Annotated in this window: 17 protein-coding genes; 10 read left to right on the top strand and 7 right to left on the bottom strand. The window is 44.5% G+C overall.

What is annotated here, in order from left to right; genetic code table 11:
- The first annotated feature begins 44 nt into the window (after window positions 1-44).
- From NFI81_RS19020 to NFI81_RS19000, 5 genes are all read left to right on the top strand, one after another.
- Entirely contained in the window at window positions 45-917 is an 873-nt protein-coding gene (locus tag NFI81_RS19020) for a tyrosine-type recombinase/integrase (protein ID WP_234616326.1), read from the top strand.
- Window positions 918-983: 66 nt separating this feature from the next.
- Complete coding sequence (locus NFI81_RS19015; RefSeq protein WP_234616327.1) at window positions 984-3569, top strand: phosphoenolpyruvate carboxylase; 2586 nt, start codon at window positions 984-986, stop codon at window positions 3567-3569.
- A 255-nt stretch (window positions 3570-3824) separates the two neighbouring features.
- Window positions 3825-4259 (top strand): MarR family winged helix-turn-helix transcriptional regulator, encoded by a 435-nt coding sequence (locus NFI81_RS19010; RefSeq protein WP_234616328.1) that lies wholly within the window; start codon window positions 3825-3827, stop codon window positions 4257-4259.
- 190 nt (window positions 4260-4449) lie between these two features.
- Complete coding sequence (locus NFI81_RS19005; RefSeq protein ID WP_234616329.1) at window positions 4450-5181, top strand: SIMPL domain-containing protein; 732 nt, start codon at window positions 4450-4452, stop codon at window positions 5179-5181.
- A 122-nt stretch (window positions 5182-5303) separates the two neighbouring features.
- Window positions 5304-5636 carry a YtxH domain-containing protein gene (locus NFI81_RS19000; protein ID WP_234616330.1) on the top strand — a complete coding sequence of 111 codons (333 nt, stop codon included), beginning with the start codon at window positions 5304-5306 and terminating at the stop codon, window positions 5634-5636.
- 17 nt (window positions 5637-5653) lie between these two features.
- On the opposite strand, the gene nudK is transcribed toward NFI81_RS19000, so the two are convergent.
- Window positions 5654-6280: a GDP-mannose pyrophosphatase NudK gene (gene nudK / locus NFI81_RS18995; RefSeq protein WP_234616331.1), complete on the bottom strand. Its 627-nt coding sequence runs from the start codon at window positions 6278-6280 to the stop codon at window positions 5654-5656.
- Window positions 6281-6423: 143 nt separating this feature from the next.
- On the opposite strand from nudK, the gene NFI81_RS18990 reads away from it, so the two are divergent.
- Entirely contained in the window at window positions 6424-6939 is a 516-nt protein-coding gene (locus NFI81_RS18990) for a cupin domain-containing protein (protein WP_374759503.1), read from the top strand.
- A gap of 15 nt (window positions 6940-6954) precedes the next feature.
- Here NFI81_RS18990 and NFI81_RS18985 read toward each other — a convergent pair whose 3' ends face one another.
- Together NFI81_RS18985 and ggt are read right to left on the bottom strand one after the other, a co-directional pair.
- The gene (locus NFI81_RS18985; protein WP_234616332.1) at window positions 6955-8295 is read right to left on the bottom strand and encodes a hypothetical protein; all 1341 of its coding nucleotides are present in this window, start codon (window positions 8293-8295) and stop codon (window positions 6955-6957) included.
- Between the two features lie 47 nt (window positions 8296-8342).
- Window positions 8343-10109 carry a gamma-glutamyltransferase gene (ggt, locus tag NFI81_RS18980; RefSeq protein ID WP_234616333.1) on the bottom strand — a complete coding sequence of 589 codons (1767 nt, stop codon included), beginning with the start codon at window positions 10107-10109 and terminating at the stop codon, window positions 8343-8345.
- A 146-nt stretch (window positions 10110-10255) separates the two neighbouring features.
- On the opposite strand from ggt, the gene NFI81_RS18975 reads away from it, so the two are divergent.
- Together NFI81_RS18975 and NFI81_RS18970 are read left to right on the top strand one after the other, a co-directional pair.
- Window positions 10256-11497: an ABC transporter permease gene (locus NFI81_RS18975; protein WP_234616334.1), complete on the top strand. Its 1242-nt coding sequence runs from the start codon at window positions 10256-10258 to the stop codon at window positions 11495-11497.
- A 67-nt stretch (window positions 11498-11564) separates the two neighbouring features.
- Window positions 11565-12014 (top strand): DUF8785 domain-containing protein, encoded by a 450-nt coding sequence (locus NFI81_RS18970; RefSeq protein ID WP_082217555.1) that lies wholly within the window; start codon window positions 11565-11567, stop codon window positions 12012-12014.
- A gap of 15 nt (window positions 12015-12029) precedes the next feature.
- Here NFI81_RS18970 and NFI81_RS18965 read toward each other — a convergent pair whose 3' ends face one another.
- Complete coding sequence (locus NFI81_RS18965) at window positions 12030-12365, bottom strand: translation initiation factor (protein WP_234616335.1); 336 nt, start codon at window positions 12363-12365, stop codon at window positions 12030-12032.
- Window positions 12365-13243, bottom strand: a complete 879-nt coding sequence (locus tag NFI81_RS18960) for a diacylglycerol/lipid kinase family protein (RefSeq protein ID WP_234616336.1) — start codon at window positions 13241-13243, stop codon at window positions 12365-12367. Before NFI81_RS18960 ends, NFI81_RS18965 begins: the two co-directional genes overlap by 1 nt.
- A 98-nt stretch (window positions 13244-13341) precedes the next feature.
- Here NFI81_RS18960 and NFI81_RS18955 point away from each other — a divergent pair, with 98 nt between their 5' ends.
- Window positions 13342-13776 (top strand): YybH family protein, encoded by a 435-nt coding sequence (locus NFI81_RS18955; protein ID WP_234616337.1) that lies wholly within the window; start codon window positions 13342-13344, stop codon window positions 13774-13776.
- A 53-nt stretch (window positions 13777-13829) separates the two neighbouring features.
- Here the strand turns inward: NFI81_RS18955 and NFI81_RS18950 are convergent, their stop codons facing one another.
- Together NFI81_RS18950 and meaB are read right to left on the bottom strand one after the other, a co-directional pair.
- Window positions 13830-14312: a lipocalin-like domain-containing protein gene (locus tag NFI81_RS18950; protein ID WP_234616338.1), complete on the bottom strand. Its 483-nt coding sequence runs from the start codon at window positions 14310-14312 to the stop codon at window positions 13830-13832.
- A gap of 122 nt (window positions 14313-14434) precedes the next feature.
- Window positions 14435-15427, bottom strand: a complete 993-nt coding sequence (meaB, locus tag NFI81_RS18945) for a methylmalonyl Co-A mutase-associated GTPase MeaB (RefSeq protein ID WP_234616339.1) — start codon at window positions 15425-15427, stop codon at window positions 14435-14437.
- 138 nt (window positions 15428-15565) lie between these two features.
- Here meaB and NFI81_RS18940 point away from each other — a divergent pair, with 138 nt between their 5' ends.
- Complete coding sequence (locus NFI81_RS18940; RefSeq protein ID WP_234616340.1) at window positions 15566-17560, top strand: M1 family metallopeptidase; 1995 nt, start codon at window positions 15566-15568, stop codon at window positions 17558-17560.
- Window positions 17561-17609: the final 49 nt, after the last annotated feature.

Here is a 17609-nt window from a genome sequence, read left to right as displayed (position 1 = left end):
AAGGGCTGCTTGTTAAAGGCGGCCCTTTTTTGTATGTTGCTGTTATGATTACGTTATTCATTGATTTTCTGAAATTCGAAAAACGCGCCAGCGTCCACACGATCAAATCTTACCAGACGGACCTGGACCAGTTTCAGAAATATCTGTTGTTTCAATATGAGCTGGATAAACCGCAGGAAGCAAAGGCTCCAATGCTTCGGTCCTGGGTTGTTAGTCTGATGGAAGAGGGCATGAACCCATCTTCGATCAATCGTAAAATTGCTTCACTACGAACATTCTTTGGGTTTTTGAAGAGAAAGAATGCCATTTCTCAGGATCCTACCAAAATTCTTTCTGCGCTTAAAACGCGCAAGAAACTTCCTGCTTTTGTGGAAGAAAAATCCATGGAAATGCTTTTCCAGCCCGATACTTTCACGGAGGACTTCGAAGGGGTGCGGGACCGAACGATCATGGAATTGCTGTATGGGAGCGGAATCCGGCTTGCAGAGTTGGTGTCTCTTGAAATAAATGACCTGAATCTTCCGGCGAGAACAATTCGCGTGTTTGGAAAAAGGTCGAAGGAGCGCGTTGTGCCTATTTCCACTTCGCTGGCCAATCTGCTGTTTCAGTATCTAACATTGCGCGCGCCAGAGGAGGATACGAATGTTTTAATATTAACCAATTCAGGGAAAGCCGTTTATCCGGTTTTTGTACAAAGAACTGTTGGCAAATATTTATCCGCAGTTACAACATTATCACAAAAAAGCCCGCACGTGCTGCGTCATACGTATGCAACGCATTTGCTTAATCGCGGCGCCGATTTAAATGCGATTAAAGAACTTTTGGGGCATGCAAATCTGGCCGCCACGCAGATCTACACGCATAACTCCATCGAAAAGCTCAAAAAAACACATCAACAAGCCCATCCAAAAGCCTGAAACCGATTTTTTAGAAGTATATTTGCCTTAATTGCAGTTTCCAGAATATAATTTTGTCACTCCAGTATGAATAACAGTTTCCAGGACGCGGTTGTAACGAAGTACAATATTTTTAATAGTCTTTTTCTGAGTTTGCCTTACCGGGGCATTTTTCAGACGGGATCATTACTCCCCATACTAACGCAGCAAAGTGAGATCGGATTTCAAGAGGGAAAATCGCCCAGGGAGATTATAGAGCACTTTTTTTCTGAATTATTAGAAACTGCTACGCCAAAGGAAAGGGCTGATCTGCTTTTTGCCTTCATTCAGTACATTGAAAGGCAAGTTGTACTTTTCGACTCTGTGGAGGACGCTGCATTTGATCAGACCCATGACCTTACAGGCAAAGGATCGGTTAATTATCTGACGGATCGCCTGGATAATGATGAGCTTAGAAAAAAGCTGCTGACCAAGCTGGAAGATTTCAGTGTCAGGATCGTGTTAACTGCGCACCCGACGCAATTTTATTCCGGTAAAGTGTTGGGAATCATTAATGATCTGGAAGATGCAATCAAAGAAAATGACTTTACGGAAGTAAACCAATTGCTTTTGCAATTGGGTAAAACCGCATTCATTAATCACGAAAAGCCCACGCCTTTTGATGAAGCTGTGAGCCTTTGCTGGTTTTTGGAAAATGTATATTACGACGCAATTCCATCCATTCTTGAAAAACTCATCAATGGGCTTGGCATGAGCGTACACGACTGGCCTTATCCGAATGTTTATCGATTAGGCTTCTGGCCGGGAGGTGACCGCGATGGAAACCCGTTCGTCAATCCTGAAATCACATTGCAAGTGGCTGCGAGACTGCGCGAAACGCTTTTGAGAGGTTACTATCGCGATTTGCGGCAATTAAAGCGCAGGCTGACATTCAAAGGAGTGGACGAGGCGATCAGTTTGGCTGAACGTAAGATGAACAGCACGATTTTCGGCCCGTTTGAAGAGGGTTATAACAATGCGCAGGAGTTGATCGATGAGTTCCTCAAAGCCCGCGAAGTGCTGGTTTCCAAGCACCAGGGACTATTTGTGGAGTTGCTTGACAATTTTATCCTCAAATTAAACATTTTCGGATTCTTCTTTGCGAGTCTGGATGTGCGTCAGGACAGCCGGAAGCATGGTAAGGCTTGGGAAGATATCCTTAAAAGACTTGAGAAAAAGATTCCTTTGCTGAAATACAGCGATTACGAAAGCTGGGACGAGGCGAAAAAAATAGACCTGCTGCTTTCATTGAACATTCCATTGCGGGATGAAGATTACGAAGATGAACTGACGAAAGATATTTTAGGATCTATTCGTGCGATTAAAACGATCCAGGAAAAGAATGGTGAAAAAGGGGCTCACCGTTATGTGATCAGCAATAACACATCTGCATTAAATGTCATGCAAGTGGTAGCGCTGGCCAAAAACCTCATTGCCGATGAAAGCGGAAAGCTTGCACTGGACGTCGTTCCGCTTTTCGAAACGGTTGATGACCTGGCCAATGCGCCTGAAATCATGCGGTCATTATACGAAAGTGAGTATTATCGTAATCATTTGCAAAATCGTGAAAACCATCAAACCATTATGGTTGGGTTTTCTGATGGAACAAAAGACGGCGGTTACCTGCGTGCAAACTGGTCGATTTACCGTGCTAAGGAAGAGTTAACGAAAGTTTCCCGTGAATTTGGTATCAAAGTCACATTCTTCGACGGTCGCGGAGGCCCTCCTGCGCGTGGAGGCGGCAATAACCACAACTTTTATTCTTCGTTAGGAACTGATATCGAGGATAAGGAAATTCAGTTAACCGTTCAGGGACAGACAATTAGTTCAAATTACGGAACGGTAACAACTGCGATGTATAATCTGGAAAGATTGTTTACAGCCGGTTTGGAAAACCACCTTTTCAGAGGCAACCGCGTTGAAGACGAATTGACGGCGGATGACAAAGTTCTGATTGAGGAAATGGCTGCTTTGGCTTATGACTCCTATTTGGATTTGAAAAATCATCCGATGTTTGTTAAATATCTGGACAAAAAGACCCCATTGCGTTTTTATGGACAAACCAACATTGGAAGTCGCCCTACAAAGCGGGGAAATGACGACGAAGGGCTGAAATTTGAAGATTTGCGTGCCATTCCTTTTGTGGGATCATGGGCTCAGATGAAGCAGAATGTTCCGGGCTTTTACGGCTTCGGAACGGCGATCGAGCAGATGAGTAATGAAGGTAAGAAGGAAGAGATCAAGCAGTTATACAAAAAATCGCTGTTTTTCAGGACGTTGATTGAAAATTCAATGCAATCCTTGTCAAAGGCATTTTTTCCTGCAACAAAATATCTTCGCGACGAGGCAGATTACAAGGAATTTTGGGACAAAATGTACAACGAGTTCCTGTTAACCCGCGACCAGTTGCTGGAAGTTTCCGGACAGAGAGAACTTCTGGACAGCAACAACGTCACTAAAGTCTCAATCAAAACCCGCGAAAGGATCGTTTTACCATTGATCACGATCCAGCAATATGCATTACAAATGCTCGCAGAGGATCCCAAGAATTTGCCAGTGGATGTGGAAACATATAATCAGCTGATCATGCGGGCGATGTTCGGAATTATCAACGCTGCGAGGAATTCGGCGTAGGGGTTAAGAATTGATATAGATGCTCCTGATCGTTTTGGTCAGGAGCATTTTTTTGTTTACGAGCTTCTTATTCAATTATACAGACGTCGAATCCGTACCATGGTCATTCTGCGGTGATTATCCATCGGTAATTGTAACCGGCATGCACTAAAATTATCGCCAATTTTCTTTGCAATAATTAGTAGACGAATAGTTGAAGGGACTTATAATTGGTAATCATATACTCAATGGCCCAAAGCTTCAACTTAACCTAACATGACGCATCATTCTGATCAGCGTGCCTATTTCTTTAAAATAGACACGACAATCAAAAAAATCCGAAACGCTTTACAGAAACGACTAACGGAGGCTGGTTTCGACCTTACGGTGGACCAGTGGGTGCTTATAGATCACATTTTCAGAAGGCAGGGCATCAGTCAGAATGAGCTTGCAGAACTCACATTTAAGGATCCGCCAACGGTTACGCGGATTATTGATCTACTTGAAAAAAAGGGGTTAGTAGAGCGTGGGCCCGCAGCGGGCGACCGGAGAAAGTTTAATTTGTTTCTTACAAAAGCAGGCGAAGCAACTTATAATGAGGCTTTTCCGATCGTAGCAGACATTCGCAGAAAGGGCTGGGGAAGCCTGAATGATTCCGATTATCAGCATTTTGTCCGTATTATGGACTCGATTTATCAAAACTTTACCTGACCGCGATAGGAAAATATTTTAAGATAAAATGGAGAATAACAGCACCTTGCGTTATTCTCCATTTTTTGTTTTAAACCTTTGGTCGGTGCTAATATCTAAACCATGTTGGCAGCAATTACTTTGAGCCCATTACAACGTTCTGATCGCTGCCCGCATCTGTATTTACATTAACAATCATTTTTTGAAGGCCATGAAAAAAATTATTTTGAGTTCATTACTTGCCGCTTGCGCTTTGTTCCCTGCTTTTTCACAAGTCAAATACGAGCAGCAAATTCCTTCTCCCCGCATTGAAGTTGCTGGTTTTGCAGAAATGGAGGTCGTTCCCGATGAAATTTATTTCAATGTTTCGCTAAGGGAATATTTTGAAGACGAGAAAAATCAAAAGAACAAGGTGGTCATCAGCACCCTTGAAAAGCAGTTAGTCAAAGCATTAACGGATGCCGGTTTGCCAAAAGAAGCATTGTCCGTCAGCGGCTTGGGAGGTTATCAGGAATATACAGACAAAAAGAAAAAGCCTGCCACATTTCTTGAAAGCAAACAATATGAGCTGAAAGTGAGCAGCCCTGATAAACTGGACGGCATTCTTTCAAAAGTGGAAAGCCGTGGCGTTCAGTATGCCAATGTAGCGCGTGTCGACCATTCAAAAAGAGAGGAGTTCAAGAAGCAGGTGAAGATTGATGCTTTGAAGGCAGCGAAGGTGAAAGCGGATTACCTGGTGGCTTCACTGGACCAAAAGCTTGGGAAGGTTTTAGAGATTAAGGAATTGGATGAAAACCTTTATTTCCCGCAACCAATGTTTGCTAAGGCGAATATGAGAACAATGGCCCAGGCAGAGTCTGCGGACGCTGTTGCTGAAAGTGATATTTCCTATCAAAAAATCAAGATCAGTTACCGGATGCAGGCGGCTTTTGAAATCAAATAAGTTTTTAAGCAAGCAGATCGGCATAGTTTTTTCTAGCAAATAGTTTAGTAACTTAAAGCATTCCTTTTGTATCAAAACATAAGTTTCTTTAAATTTAATCTCAAACTAAGTAACTGGAAATCATGAGCATTAACGCAAAACACCTTGCCACATTTATTCTTGGAGCCGCCGCCGGAGTGGCAGCGCATAAATATCTTCAAAGCGAAGAAGGCGAAAAGCTTTTGGAAGACCTGAAAACCAAAGCCAACAATCTGAAGGCCGAAGCGGAGGGTGCGATCGATAAGGCTCCTGAATATTTTGATGAGCTGAAAAACAAAGGTGCTGACACGCTTAAAAGCAGTTTTCCTGATGCCGAAAACTTTTTTAAAGACCTTTACGAAAAATTCGTAGGCGGTAAAGGGGCCGCAGGGACAACAACTGCCGAAACGACCCCGACGCCCGATCCAATATCATAATTTGCATTTGCATGTAATTAAATGGCCGAAGAGAGCTGGTAAGGTTCTTTTTGGCCATTTTTTGTAAGCAAATGATTGAGGTGTGCATATTGAAGCAGCATAATGGTTTTGGCATCTTTGATTTCACCTGAATTTACCATGCGAAGCGCTTCGTTGAATTGTAACTCCATCACTTCAATATTTTCCTGCTCCTGCTCACTGCCACCGCCTTCACTTACTTTCATTTCATCTCTATATTCGGCAACGAAAAAGTATAGAATTTCTGTAACAGAACCGGGCGACATATAGGCTTCAAATATCTTCTCGACGGCATTGATCATATAGCCGGTTTCTTCCTCCGTCTCCCTTCTGATGCAATCTTCCGGGTTATCGCGATCCAAAAGTCCCGCACAAGCTTCTATCAGCATGCCTGTTTCGTTCCCGTTCACATAGGTAGGAATGCGGAATTGCCTGGTTAGTATAACAGTTTGTTTCTCGCGGTTATAAAGCAATATCACAGCGCCATTTCCGCGGTCGTAAGCCTCCCGCGACTGCCTTTCCCATCGGCCGTCGGCGCCTTGGTAATCGAATGTGTATTTTTTTAATGTATACCAATTATTTGATAGCACCTCGTCTGCTACGATTTTCACTCGTTCATTTACCATTGATTATTTTTGATCAAATATGATTTATATTGAGCAAATATAATCAAATATAGAATTGCATACTCAATGCTGAATATTTTTCTGGCTAAAAAAGCGTATCCGGGAGTGTCAATTATTAAACGGCGTGCTATCTTGTTCTTACTATGGAAAATCTGAAACCAGCCAGTTACTGGATAGAAAAATACGCATTAAGCGCGCATCCCGAGGGCGGCTACTATGCGGAAACCTACCGGGCGAGCGAAAATGTGCCTCAACAAGTGTTACCAGCAAGATTTAGCGGAGACAGGTCGTTTTCGACTGGAATATATTTTTTATTAGAAACGCATAATTTTTCTGCATTTCACAGGATTAAGTCTGACGAAATGTGGCATTTCTACGCCGGAGAAGCGCTGGAAATTTTCGTAATCGATGCAGAGCATAGGGAAATGCAGATAATCAAGCTGGGTAACGATCCTGAGAATGGAGAAACGTTTCAGGCGGTGGTTCCGGCAGGAGCGTGGTTTGCGTCGCGTCCCGCGCAGGGGAGCACGTATGCATTAGTAGGCTGCACGGTCGCGCCTGGATTCGATTTTGCGGATTTTGAAATGGCCGATAGGGAAGCATTACAAATGCAGTTTCCTGAATTTGAACAAATCATTCAGGAACTGACAAGAATTTAGAAATGCTTGAGAGGATTAATTAACGCGCATTTTCGCCCAATAAGGTTTCGAAACGGTTTTATCAGGAAACACAGCCATCACCTCGTATTGTCCTGCCGCCAGGCTTGCAGGCACAACATACTTCCCGACCGGATAGCTTACGCCAGCCGTTGCCCAGTTCACCACAGCTAAGGCCGGTTTCAGGTCAACGGTTGTTGCGCCACTTTTAAGACGCAAGGCCGGCAGCTTATTTACATCAAAATTGGTGTTGGAAGAGCCATATTCAACAGGAGAAGGTTTCGCATAAAAAGCATCGCCTTTTTTGAAGGTCAATGGCTCGGTATTTCTGATTAGGGCCTGCGTTAATTCGCCTTTCCAAACGGATTCAATGGATTTTGACGCAACATTGGAAACGTAGATCGAACCTTCGCCAATTCGTTTTTCTCCTTCATGAAAGGTTAGCAGATAGGATCCTTCGGCAATATTGGCAGGAAACTTTTCAAGATTCAAACTGGTCGGACTGAGAAATCTCAGCGAAGCCGTTGCGGGCGCCGTTACAAAATCGCTGGTAAATTTGACGGTGTATTTTGAAGTGGAAATAAAATAACCACCGCTTATGAAAACAGAATCTTTGGTCGAATACACAAATTTGGAATCCGGGATTCTTGAAAACGGCTCTCCGCGGGTAAATGTTAGTCCTTCAAAAACAATCGGATCTTTATCTGCAAAAAGAATTTCAATTTTGATAGGATCAGCGCCTACCAGCTTATCAATGTTTTCAAATGTGATGTTTTCCTGATTTTGGTAGTAAGTAGTTTGGGTCGAGAAACCAGTTTTTGCATTCGTCGCCTTAATGACCGGCGGCGTCTGCCCGGGACGGGAAGGAATTGTTCCTACACCCGATACGAACTTAAATGGCGACTTAAAACCATTTGTGTTGATTGTGATTACCTTGGTTAGCAGCTCCACCTTGGGCTGGCCTGCAATCTCAAAATATACTGTAAACAAACCGGCAAACTTATCCTCTTTATCACGCAATGTGAATGTTAATGGCTGATTTCCCTTAAAATTATATGTGATCGTGCTGTCCGTTGTGGCTTTGCCGAGACTGTCTATCAGCACCACATTCTTGTTCAGGGACATTTTCAATTCGGCGGAATTACTCAAATACGATTCCGGCAGGCTGATCTGATAATTTTTGGTAACAGAATCGAATGTGATCTTTTCGGAGCCAGGGACATCGAATGATCTCAAAAACTGGATCGGCGTGTATGGCAGTTCTGTATCCGGGTCGGGCCCAGGATCTTTTGAATCTTTTTTACAGTTGGATAAACATGCAACAGATATAAATAGCAGTAGGAATGTGAGTTTTCTCATGTCAGATAAAGCAATGCCTAATAGTAACGCTCGAAAGTGTTAAAATATTAGTACCCGATACTGGTATCGTCACCTCTCGGATCGGACCCGCCTTCAAGCGAGCCGTCAGGGAGCACGAGTATGCAGTCCATTCGACCGATTGTATTGCGTTGCTGTTCAAGAATATAACCTTTATTCTGTAACTTTTTGATGGCTGCTTCGGAGAAAGCATTTGCCTCAAAAGTTGTTTTGTCAGGAAGCCATTGGTGATGAAATTTTAATGCGTTTACCGATTGTTGCATGGTCATTCCGTGTTCCAGCACATTCAGGACCGTTTGGTACACAGATGTGATAATGGTTGATCCACCCGGCGTTCCGACCACCATCAGCAGCTTTCCGTCTTTTTCGATAATGGTTGGCGTCATGGATGAGAGCATCCGTTTGCCCGGCGCAATGGCATTGGCTTTGTTGCCGATCAGTCCGTACATATTGGGCGCACCCGCTTTTACACTGAAATCGTCCATTTCATTATTCATAAAAAAACCGCCGCCTTTGATCACTACGCGGCTTCCGTAGCCGCCATTAAGCGTCGTTGTGAGTGAAACAGCATTGCCTTCTTTGTCAACAATGGAAAAATGGGTAGTTTCCAAACTCTCATAGCCGGGGAAAGCTCCGCCGCTAATATCTTTACTGTCAGTTGCTTTATCCCAGCTAAAATCGCTCCATCGTTTGGTCAGATAATCTTTGCTGATCAATGTTTCCACAGGCACCTTAACAAAATCCGGATCGCCGAGAAATTTGGCGCGATCGGCGTAAACCCGGCGTTCGGCTTCTATCATTACCTGAATGGTCGAATCGCTGTGCCATCCCCATTTACGCAATGGATGTTGTTCAGTCAGTCGCATGAGCTGCAATAATGCTACGCCGCCACTGGATGGAGGTGCCATGGTAATAACCTTGTACTCCTTGTAGTTTTCGGTGATTGTTTCGCGCCATTGCGCTTTGTAGTCAGCCAGGTCTTTTTTGCTGATGATCCCTTCATTGTTTTTATTAATATCTTTTACTAAACGCCTCGCTGTCTTGCCTTTATAAAAACCATCATGGCCCGTTTTCTGAATGCGTTTTAAAACTTTGCCCAGATCTTTCTGAACCAGCAAGTCACCGGCGACCCAATCTTTCCCGTTTGAATTGATGAAATATTTTGTGCCTGGATTCAGTTGTAACAAATCTTTTTTAACTGCATTCAGTCCGCGCGCCTCCCTTTCCGTTTGCACAACGCCCTTTTCTGCAAGATCAATAGCAGGTTGAAGAAGCTGTTTCCAGGGCAGTTTTCCATGTTTTGCATGTGCTTCTGCCATGCCTGCAACCGAGCCCGGAACGCCTGAGGCAAGCCGGCCGAGAATGCTGGAATTAGGGATTACATTACCTGCTTGATCCAGATACATGTCTGCATGACCCTTTGCAGGCGCTTTCTCGCGAAAATCAATGCTGTAACTCTTGCCGGATTTATCTCGCAACACTAAAAATCCGCCCCCGCCGAGGTTTCCTGCCGAAGGATGAACCACTGCCAAAGCAAACTGCACTGCAACAGCAGCATCCACAGCATTTCCGCCTGCTTTCAATATTTCAACGCCCACTTTGGAAGCTTCGGGATGAGCTGATGCAACCATGCCGTTTTGAGCAATTACGCCCGGACGGTCATTGAAAAATGGCTTTTGATTGGGATCATCGGATAGGAACTGATAAAATCCCGTCGATTCCTGAACGGGCTTTTGAGCAGCCAGAAATCCCGGTAAAATACAGATTGTAAATGCCAGTTTGTAGCGTAATGTCATTATAGGAGTGTTATAATTCAGTTTGTAATTTATTAAATCAATCACTTTATCTTACCTTTTATAACAATTTATTTCAAAGCCTGATACTTTAAACTTAACTTTTGGTTTGAAAGGATTTTGAAAGAAACATTATATCGGAAGGCGCTATGAAATTTTTACGGCAGGTTTTAGAAAGTTTCCGTTTCGCGTGGCAGGCGCTCAAATCCAACATTACCAGGACAATTTTATCATTACTGGGCGTAACAGTCGGCATTTTTGCGATTGTTGCCGTTTTTACTATTGTCGATTCCCTCGAACGAAGCATTAAAGACAGCATGAGCTTCATCGGGGATAAGGTTATCTATGTTCAAAAGTGGCCCTGGGGCTTTGGAGGGGAATACCAGTGGTGGAAATATTTTCAATGGCCGGAGCCCACTTATGCAGAATACAAATTCCTTTACGAAAATCTGGAAAGCGCCAGCGCTGTGGCCGTGATGGATTTTAGGGGAAGTACCACATTAAAAAACGGCTCCAACAGCATCGTGGCGCAGATTCAGGGCGTTTCTTATGAGTACAATCAGATTTCAGATATTCCCATTCAGGACGGGCGCTATTTTATTCCGCTTGAAACCAATAACGCGCGTAATGTGGCCATTGTGGGTGCAGATATCGCATCAGCGCTGTTTCCGGGGCAAGATGCGGTTGGGAAAGTGTTCAAACTGGCGGGAAATAAGTTCACAATCGTAGGTGTTCAGGTCAGGAAAGGAGAAAGTCTCGTAGATTTTGGCGGAAGCCCGGATAAGAATTGTGTTATCCCATTTGCCTCATTCTCCAAGCTTTTTCAATCGGGCCGTCGCAGTGCCGACATTGTTGTCAAAGGTTTTCCCGAAGACGAAGGAATGAAAGAAGTGGAAGCCGAAATTACGGGCTTAATGCGCACAAAAAGAGGCATTAAGCCGCGCGATGGAAGTAATTTTTCTCTCAACCGTCCCGAAGCAGCGGCAGAAGCGATCGGACAACTTTTTGCCGTGCTTACCATTGCCGGGTGGGTTATAGGCAGCTTTTCAATATTGGTAGGAGGGTTTGGCATCGCCAACATTATGTTTGTATCCGTGAAGGAAAGAACCAACCTGATCGGCATTCAAAAGTCACTGGGCGCGAAAAATTATTCAATCCTGTTCCAATTTCTGTTTGAGGCCGTGATGCTTAGCCTGGTTGGCGGGTTGGTGGGTATATTTTTGGTGTTTCTTTTGTCGTTCATGCCCATGGGCTCCCTGCAAATTTTATTGACGCCGGGAAATATTATACTTGGGCTGGGGGTTTCGAGCATCATTGGCGTGTTATCGGGAATTGTGCCTGCCATGCTTGCCGCGCGCATGGACCCAGTTATTGCAATCCGGGCAAAATAATAACTAGGAATAATCAATCCGTTTTGCGAAGTTCGCTGATATCAATAAACTCAGAAAAATTACTGTTATGCGTAAATGGGTCATATTTGCCATATTTCTGGCCATTATTTTCGGAATCCTTTATTACCTCACCTTCGGTTATTACAGCGAAGGAAAACGCGGAGGTTTTATTACTAAATTGAGCAACAAAGGTTATTTGTTCAAAACATATGAAGGCGAGCTGAGAATGGGCGGCCTTTACGAAGGCGACGGCACCATGAATTCCTCGGAATGGGTGTTTTCGGTAAGCGCAAAAAACAAAGATGCAATAGCCAAGCTTGAAGAAGCGATCAAGAACGGGCAGCGGGTTTCCCTGACTTATGAAGAGAAATTCTTTACGCTGCCCTGGAATGGGGATACAAAATATTTCGTGACAAATGTGGAAGTGCTGGAAAATGTGCGTTCCAACCAGTTGCCACAGCCACCACCATCAAATCTGCCGGCACCGACCGATATTGATACAAACAAGGTTCTTTAAACGAAAAGCGGGAGGTTAGCCTCCCGCTTTTTTTGCTTTATAGCCTTTTCCAACCAGCCAGTTTATCACCTTATCGCGGTGATCGCCCTGGATTTGGACCTCCTGATCTTTCACGGTTCCGCCGCTTCCGCAAAGGGCTTTCAATTGTTTGCCCAATGCTTCCATATCCGCATTGGTTCCGATAAATCCTTTTATAATGGTAATCACTTTTCCTCCTCCTTTGCGGTCCAGCCAAATCCTGAGGTCCTGCTGCGCGGGCGGCAATGTATCCGGTTCGTCGGCTCCGGAATCGTTGTATTCGAAGTCAGGGTTTGTGGAATAAATGACTCCTGTGCGGTTCTTTTTTGACATCAGACAATTACTCGCAGGCTCTGCGGTTTAATTTTAACTTCTATCCTCGTTGTATCCAGCTGAAAAGGCTCGCCATCGTAATGTATCATTGGCGGCGCTTGCGTCTCGATCACGGCTTCGGTCATATGCTGGTAATCAATGTAGCGCGAAGCCTTCATTTGCTTGGTAAAGAGTTGATATGCCAACGATGTGCCATACCACTTTGGAAACGGCTTAATAACGCAAAGATCCAGCAAACCATCCTGCAAACTGGCCTGAGGCGCAACCCAGGCATTATTCCCAAACTGGCCCGCATTGGCAAATGACAATGAAAAAGCATTGGTTTCCACACCATTCAATTTAAATCTTTGCGGTTTATAACGCCAATAAGACTGAAACGAAACATTAATGTAAGTAGCCAGTCCCCGCTGGTTTTGCTGACTGAACAAATGCCCTACATAAGCATCAAAGCCCATTCCTGCCGTGCAAAAGAACGGGATATCATTGATTTGGGCGCTGTCGATAGTGATTATTTTTCCTTCAAAAAGCCTTTTTAATGAAGCTTCCAATGTAAGCGGAATGCCGAGGTGACGAGCCAGCCCATTGCCGGAGCCAAGCGGAATGATGCCGATAGGCTGATCTGTGTCCACAAGCGGCTGCGCAATTTCATTCACCGTTCCGTCGCCGCCAACTGCTACAATGGCCTTCCAGGGCTGCAATCCAAGATTCTCTTTGACCAATGTTGTTGCGTGCGCTCTTTCCTCTGTAAAAAGGATCTGTGCTTCCGCCCCGTTTTTTTGCGCAAATAATTCAATTGTTTTTTGCACCTCACCAACATGCTTACCAATCGAAGTGCCGGAATTGGGATTTAAAATAAATAAATAGGAAGGCTTGTTCACAGGTCAGGCGAAGAATAGAACAAAATGAGTACCGCTTCCCTTATTTCTTTCGTGTATATTTAAAATCAGGAAACGATTTACAAAAATCCGCAAAAATTATGAGAAACCGGCTCTTCACGCTCATCCTGATCCTGATTTCGCTTTTTGCAAAGGCGCAGTCTTTGAAAGACAAAGAAACCATTTACGGAACGATGGACAGGCAAATGGCCGATTGGAACCGCGGTGACATTGATTCATTTATGAATGGTTACTGGGAATCGGATTCGCTGATGTTTGTTGGAAAGGGCGGCATTACTTATGGCTACAAAGCAACACACGAAGGTTATCTGAAACGTTATCCCGATCGTGCGACGATGGGAACATTGAAATTCACTTACCTAAATCTCACATTCCCAGGCGATAGCGTAGCATTTCTTGTAGGGAAATTCCATCTGACACGGCCTGAAAAGGGGGATTTGGAAGGACATTACACATTGCTTTGGAAGAAAATCAAGGGCAAATGGGTGGTTGTATGCGACCACACGAGCGGATAACAAAAAGAGCTTCGATTGAATAACCGAAGCTCCCCTCTAAGATTGAAAATTTATCAGAGTTTTTTGAAAACCAGTAATGCATTAACAGGCGGCTTGGTTGCATCTGTCTGCGTGTTAACAACAACTGTTAGATTGGTGTCCGTTTGCATGATTTTAAATTCCTGGTTGGTTGAGCCTCTGCTTAATGTTAGCTTGTCTCCATCCACTTTCCATTTCGCATCGGTTCCAACTGGAACAAAAGGATCAATCGCAGTAACCGCAGAAGGGCAATCAGCTGTTGTAAGCGTGTTATTTGGATTAAACGTTAGTTTTAGCTCTAAGATACACGGCGCAACAGTTTGAATGAAGCTCAAAGCTGGAATCGTGGTTCCCGGAGTTTCAGGCGTTACCGCAGTCAATTGCCATCTGCCAACGATTGGATTCGTATCCTCTACCGGAGCGGGTTCTTTGTCATCGTCTTTGCATGCTGTCACAACAAATGCCGTCAATAGAAATGTTAGGAGCGTGATTTTTTTTAATGCGGTGTAGATCTTCATAATCAGGGAGTAAAGGTTGATTTAGTTTCGTATCGTCAAGATTAACGTCCAAACATACTTCAAAAATGCTTTTGCAGAAAGTTTTTATGATTTAACGTGATGAATAGGCATTTAAGAATGAATTAGGCATTGTTTTTTATGAAAATGTCCAGCAGTTCCCGGGCCGCAGCATCCGGAAGCTCGGCTCCGTCCTGAACCAATTTTTCCAGCGACTTCAACTTGTTCTTAATATCGGGATGTTCATAAAACCTGTCTTCCAGTGACTGCCTGATCCGGTCATGCATCCAGTTCAGGTTTTGGTTTTGCCTGTTTTGATCGAAAAATCCGTTTTCCTTTGTTGTTTTCTCAAACGCCTGGATCAGTTTCCAGATTTCCTCCATGCCATTTTCCTCCAATGCAGAACAGGTAAGCACTTCCGTAGCAAAGCCTGAGTCAGATTGCGGAAACAAATGCAAAGCATTCTGATAAGTTGACACGGCTATCGCAGCAGTCGGAACATTGTCTCCATCAGCCTTATTGATTGCGATGGCATCCGCCATTTCCATGATTCCTTTCTTAATTCCCTGCAACTCGTCGCCCGCGCCTGCCAGCATGAGCAGCAGAAAAAAGTCCGTAATGCCTTTAACCAAGGTTTCAGACTGCCCGACTCCCACGGTTTCAATCAGAATAATGTCGTAGCCGGCCGCCTCGCAGAGCAACATAATCTCCCGGGTGCTTTTGGCAATTCCTCCCAGAAACAAGCCCGTCGCCGAAGGACGAATGTAGGCCATAGGGTTGTGCGCTAGCTTTTCCATCCGCGTTTTGTCACCCAGAATGCTGCCCCGGGATTTCTGGCTGCTCGGATCAACGGCCAGAACAGCCACACGCTTTCCTAAGGACGTTAAATAGGTCCCGAAAGACTCTATAAATGTGCTTTTGCCAACACCTGGAACGCCCGTTATCCCAATGCGCAATGCGTTGCCTGAATGCGGGAGAATTTCTTTGAGAATGGCTGCCGCAAGTTCCTTATCAGCGTGTAATCTGCTTTCGGTCACGGTAATAGCCTGGCTCAGCATAATCCGGTCGCCAGCCATTATTCCGGCTGTATAATCTGCTGTGGAGAGACGCTGGCGCATGGTTTATTTAGGGATGTAACCGGAAATATTTTAAAGTAACTACCGGTTAGCAAAAATGAAACTTTTTATATTAAAAAAGGCGAAAAGCCGTATATTGCTCGTTTACAATCACATGTTTTCAATATATAATCATTAAGAATGAAAATTTCAATATTTCGTCTGGGCTTGTTCTTTATGGCAGGTCTTGGATTTTTTAACGCCCACGCACAAGAGCAGGAGAAGGTGAAATACGACTCACATGTGCTTTTTCACCCATTATTTAATTTTCAGCCAGGGAACGAATATCGTACGGGCGGAGGGGCCCCCGGTCCAAAATATTGGCAAAATCGCGCAGATTATAAAATCAATGTTGCCCTGGAAGAGGAAAAAGGAATCGTGAGTGGCGATGTTGAACTTACCTATAAAAACAATAGCCCAGAATCGCTTGATTTTATCTGGCTTCAACTGGATCAAAATGCATTTAATGATCAATCGAGAGGCGGAAAGACCACGCCGGTGACAGGCGGACGGTTTGGTAACACGGGTTTTAGCGGAGGAGATTCGATCAAAACGGTTACTGTTCAGCAGGGAAAAGGCGGGTTTATTGAGGCGAATTATAAAATCACAGACACCCGCATGCAGATCAGGCTGGCTACCCCTGTGAAGCCCAATGGTGATATCATTAAAATTAAAATTGCCTATTCTTTTAAAATCCCTGAATACGGCTCGGACCGGATGGGAACATTGGAAACCAAAAACGGCATCGTATATGAAATGGCGCAATGGTATCCACGTGTGGCCGTGTTTGACGACATAGAAGGCTGGAACTTGCTTCCTTACCTGGGCGCAGGCGAGTTTTACCTGGAATATGGTGATTTTGAATACAATGTAACCGTTCCCTGGGACCACATTGTAGTTGGCTCGGGTGAATTGCTGAACCCTGCGGACGTTCTTACGGCAGAACAAAGAAAAAGATTGGCCGATGCTGCAAAAAGCGATCAGACTGTTATGATCCGCAGCGCGGAGGAGGTTACAAATCCTTCAACGAGACCGAAACAATCGGGCACGCTTACATGGCGTTTCCGTTGCTTGCAGGCGCGTGACATTGCCTGGGCAACTTCTAAAGCATTTGTTTGGGATGCAGCAAAAATGAATTTACCAAAAGGTAAAACTGCTCTCGCACAGTCGGTTTATCCCGCTGAGGACGGCGGATTGGACGGCTGGGGCCGCTCGACAGAATACGTAAAAGGCTGTATCGAATTTTATTCCGGTTACGTGCATGAATACACTTACCCGGTTGCGACGAATGTTGGCGGGATTGTGGGTGGAATGGAATATCCCGGAATCGTATTTTGCAGCAGCAAAAGCCGGAAAGATGATCTCTGGGGCGTAACCGATCACGAGTTCGGACACAACTGGTTCCCAATGATCGTGGGTAACAACGAGCGTAAATATGCATGGATGGACGAAGGATTTAACACATTCATTAACTTCCTATCCACAGATAATTTCAATAACGGGGAGTATAAAAGCGCTCAAATGAATGATATGCAGCGTCTTGCGCCTATTATCTTCCGTCCAAAGGCCGATCCGATCATGACTATTCCCGATGTGGTGCAGGCGGTCAACTTGGGCTGGGAAGCTTATTATAAGCCAGCATTAGGTTTAAAAATGCTGCGCGAGCAGGTTTTAGGCAAAGAGCGTTTTGACTATGCATTCCATTTGTATGTGCAGCGCTGGGCATTCAAGCATCCAACACCTTACGATTTCTTCCGTACAATGGAAGATGCTGCCGGTGAAGATCTTGGCTGGTTCTGGAAAGGCTGGTTTTTTGAAAATTACAAGCTGGATCAAGGTGTTAAGGGCGTAACTTATGTGGAGCAAAACCCGCAAAAAGGTTCTTTTATCACCATTGAAAACCTGGATCAATGGGCAATGCCGGCTAAAATTGACATTGAAGAAGTAAGCGGCAAAAAGACGCGTGTTGAATTGCCAGTGGAAATTTGGCAGCGCGGCGGAAGCTGGACGTTCAAGGTGGCTACGCAGCAGCCCATCCGCTCAGTTACCATTGACCCTGAACACAATTTGCCGGACGTCAATCCTGAAAACAATGTTTGGAAACCGGCGATGTTTTCGGAACCGGAAGTGAACTAAGCTGTTTTAACAGATATGAAAAAAGCCCGCATCTCATCGATACGGGCTT

This window comes from Dyadobacter fanqingshengii, assembly GCF_023822005.2.
Taxonomy (GTDB): domain Bacteria; phylum Bacteroidota; class Bacteroidia; order Cytophagales; family Spirosomataceae; genus Dyadobacter; species Dyadobacter fanqingshengii.
Note: the sequence above shows the minus strand (reverse complement) of the source record. Positions and strands in the feature narration are given on the sequence as shown.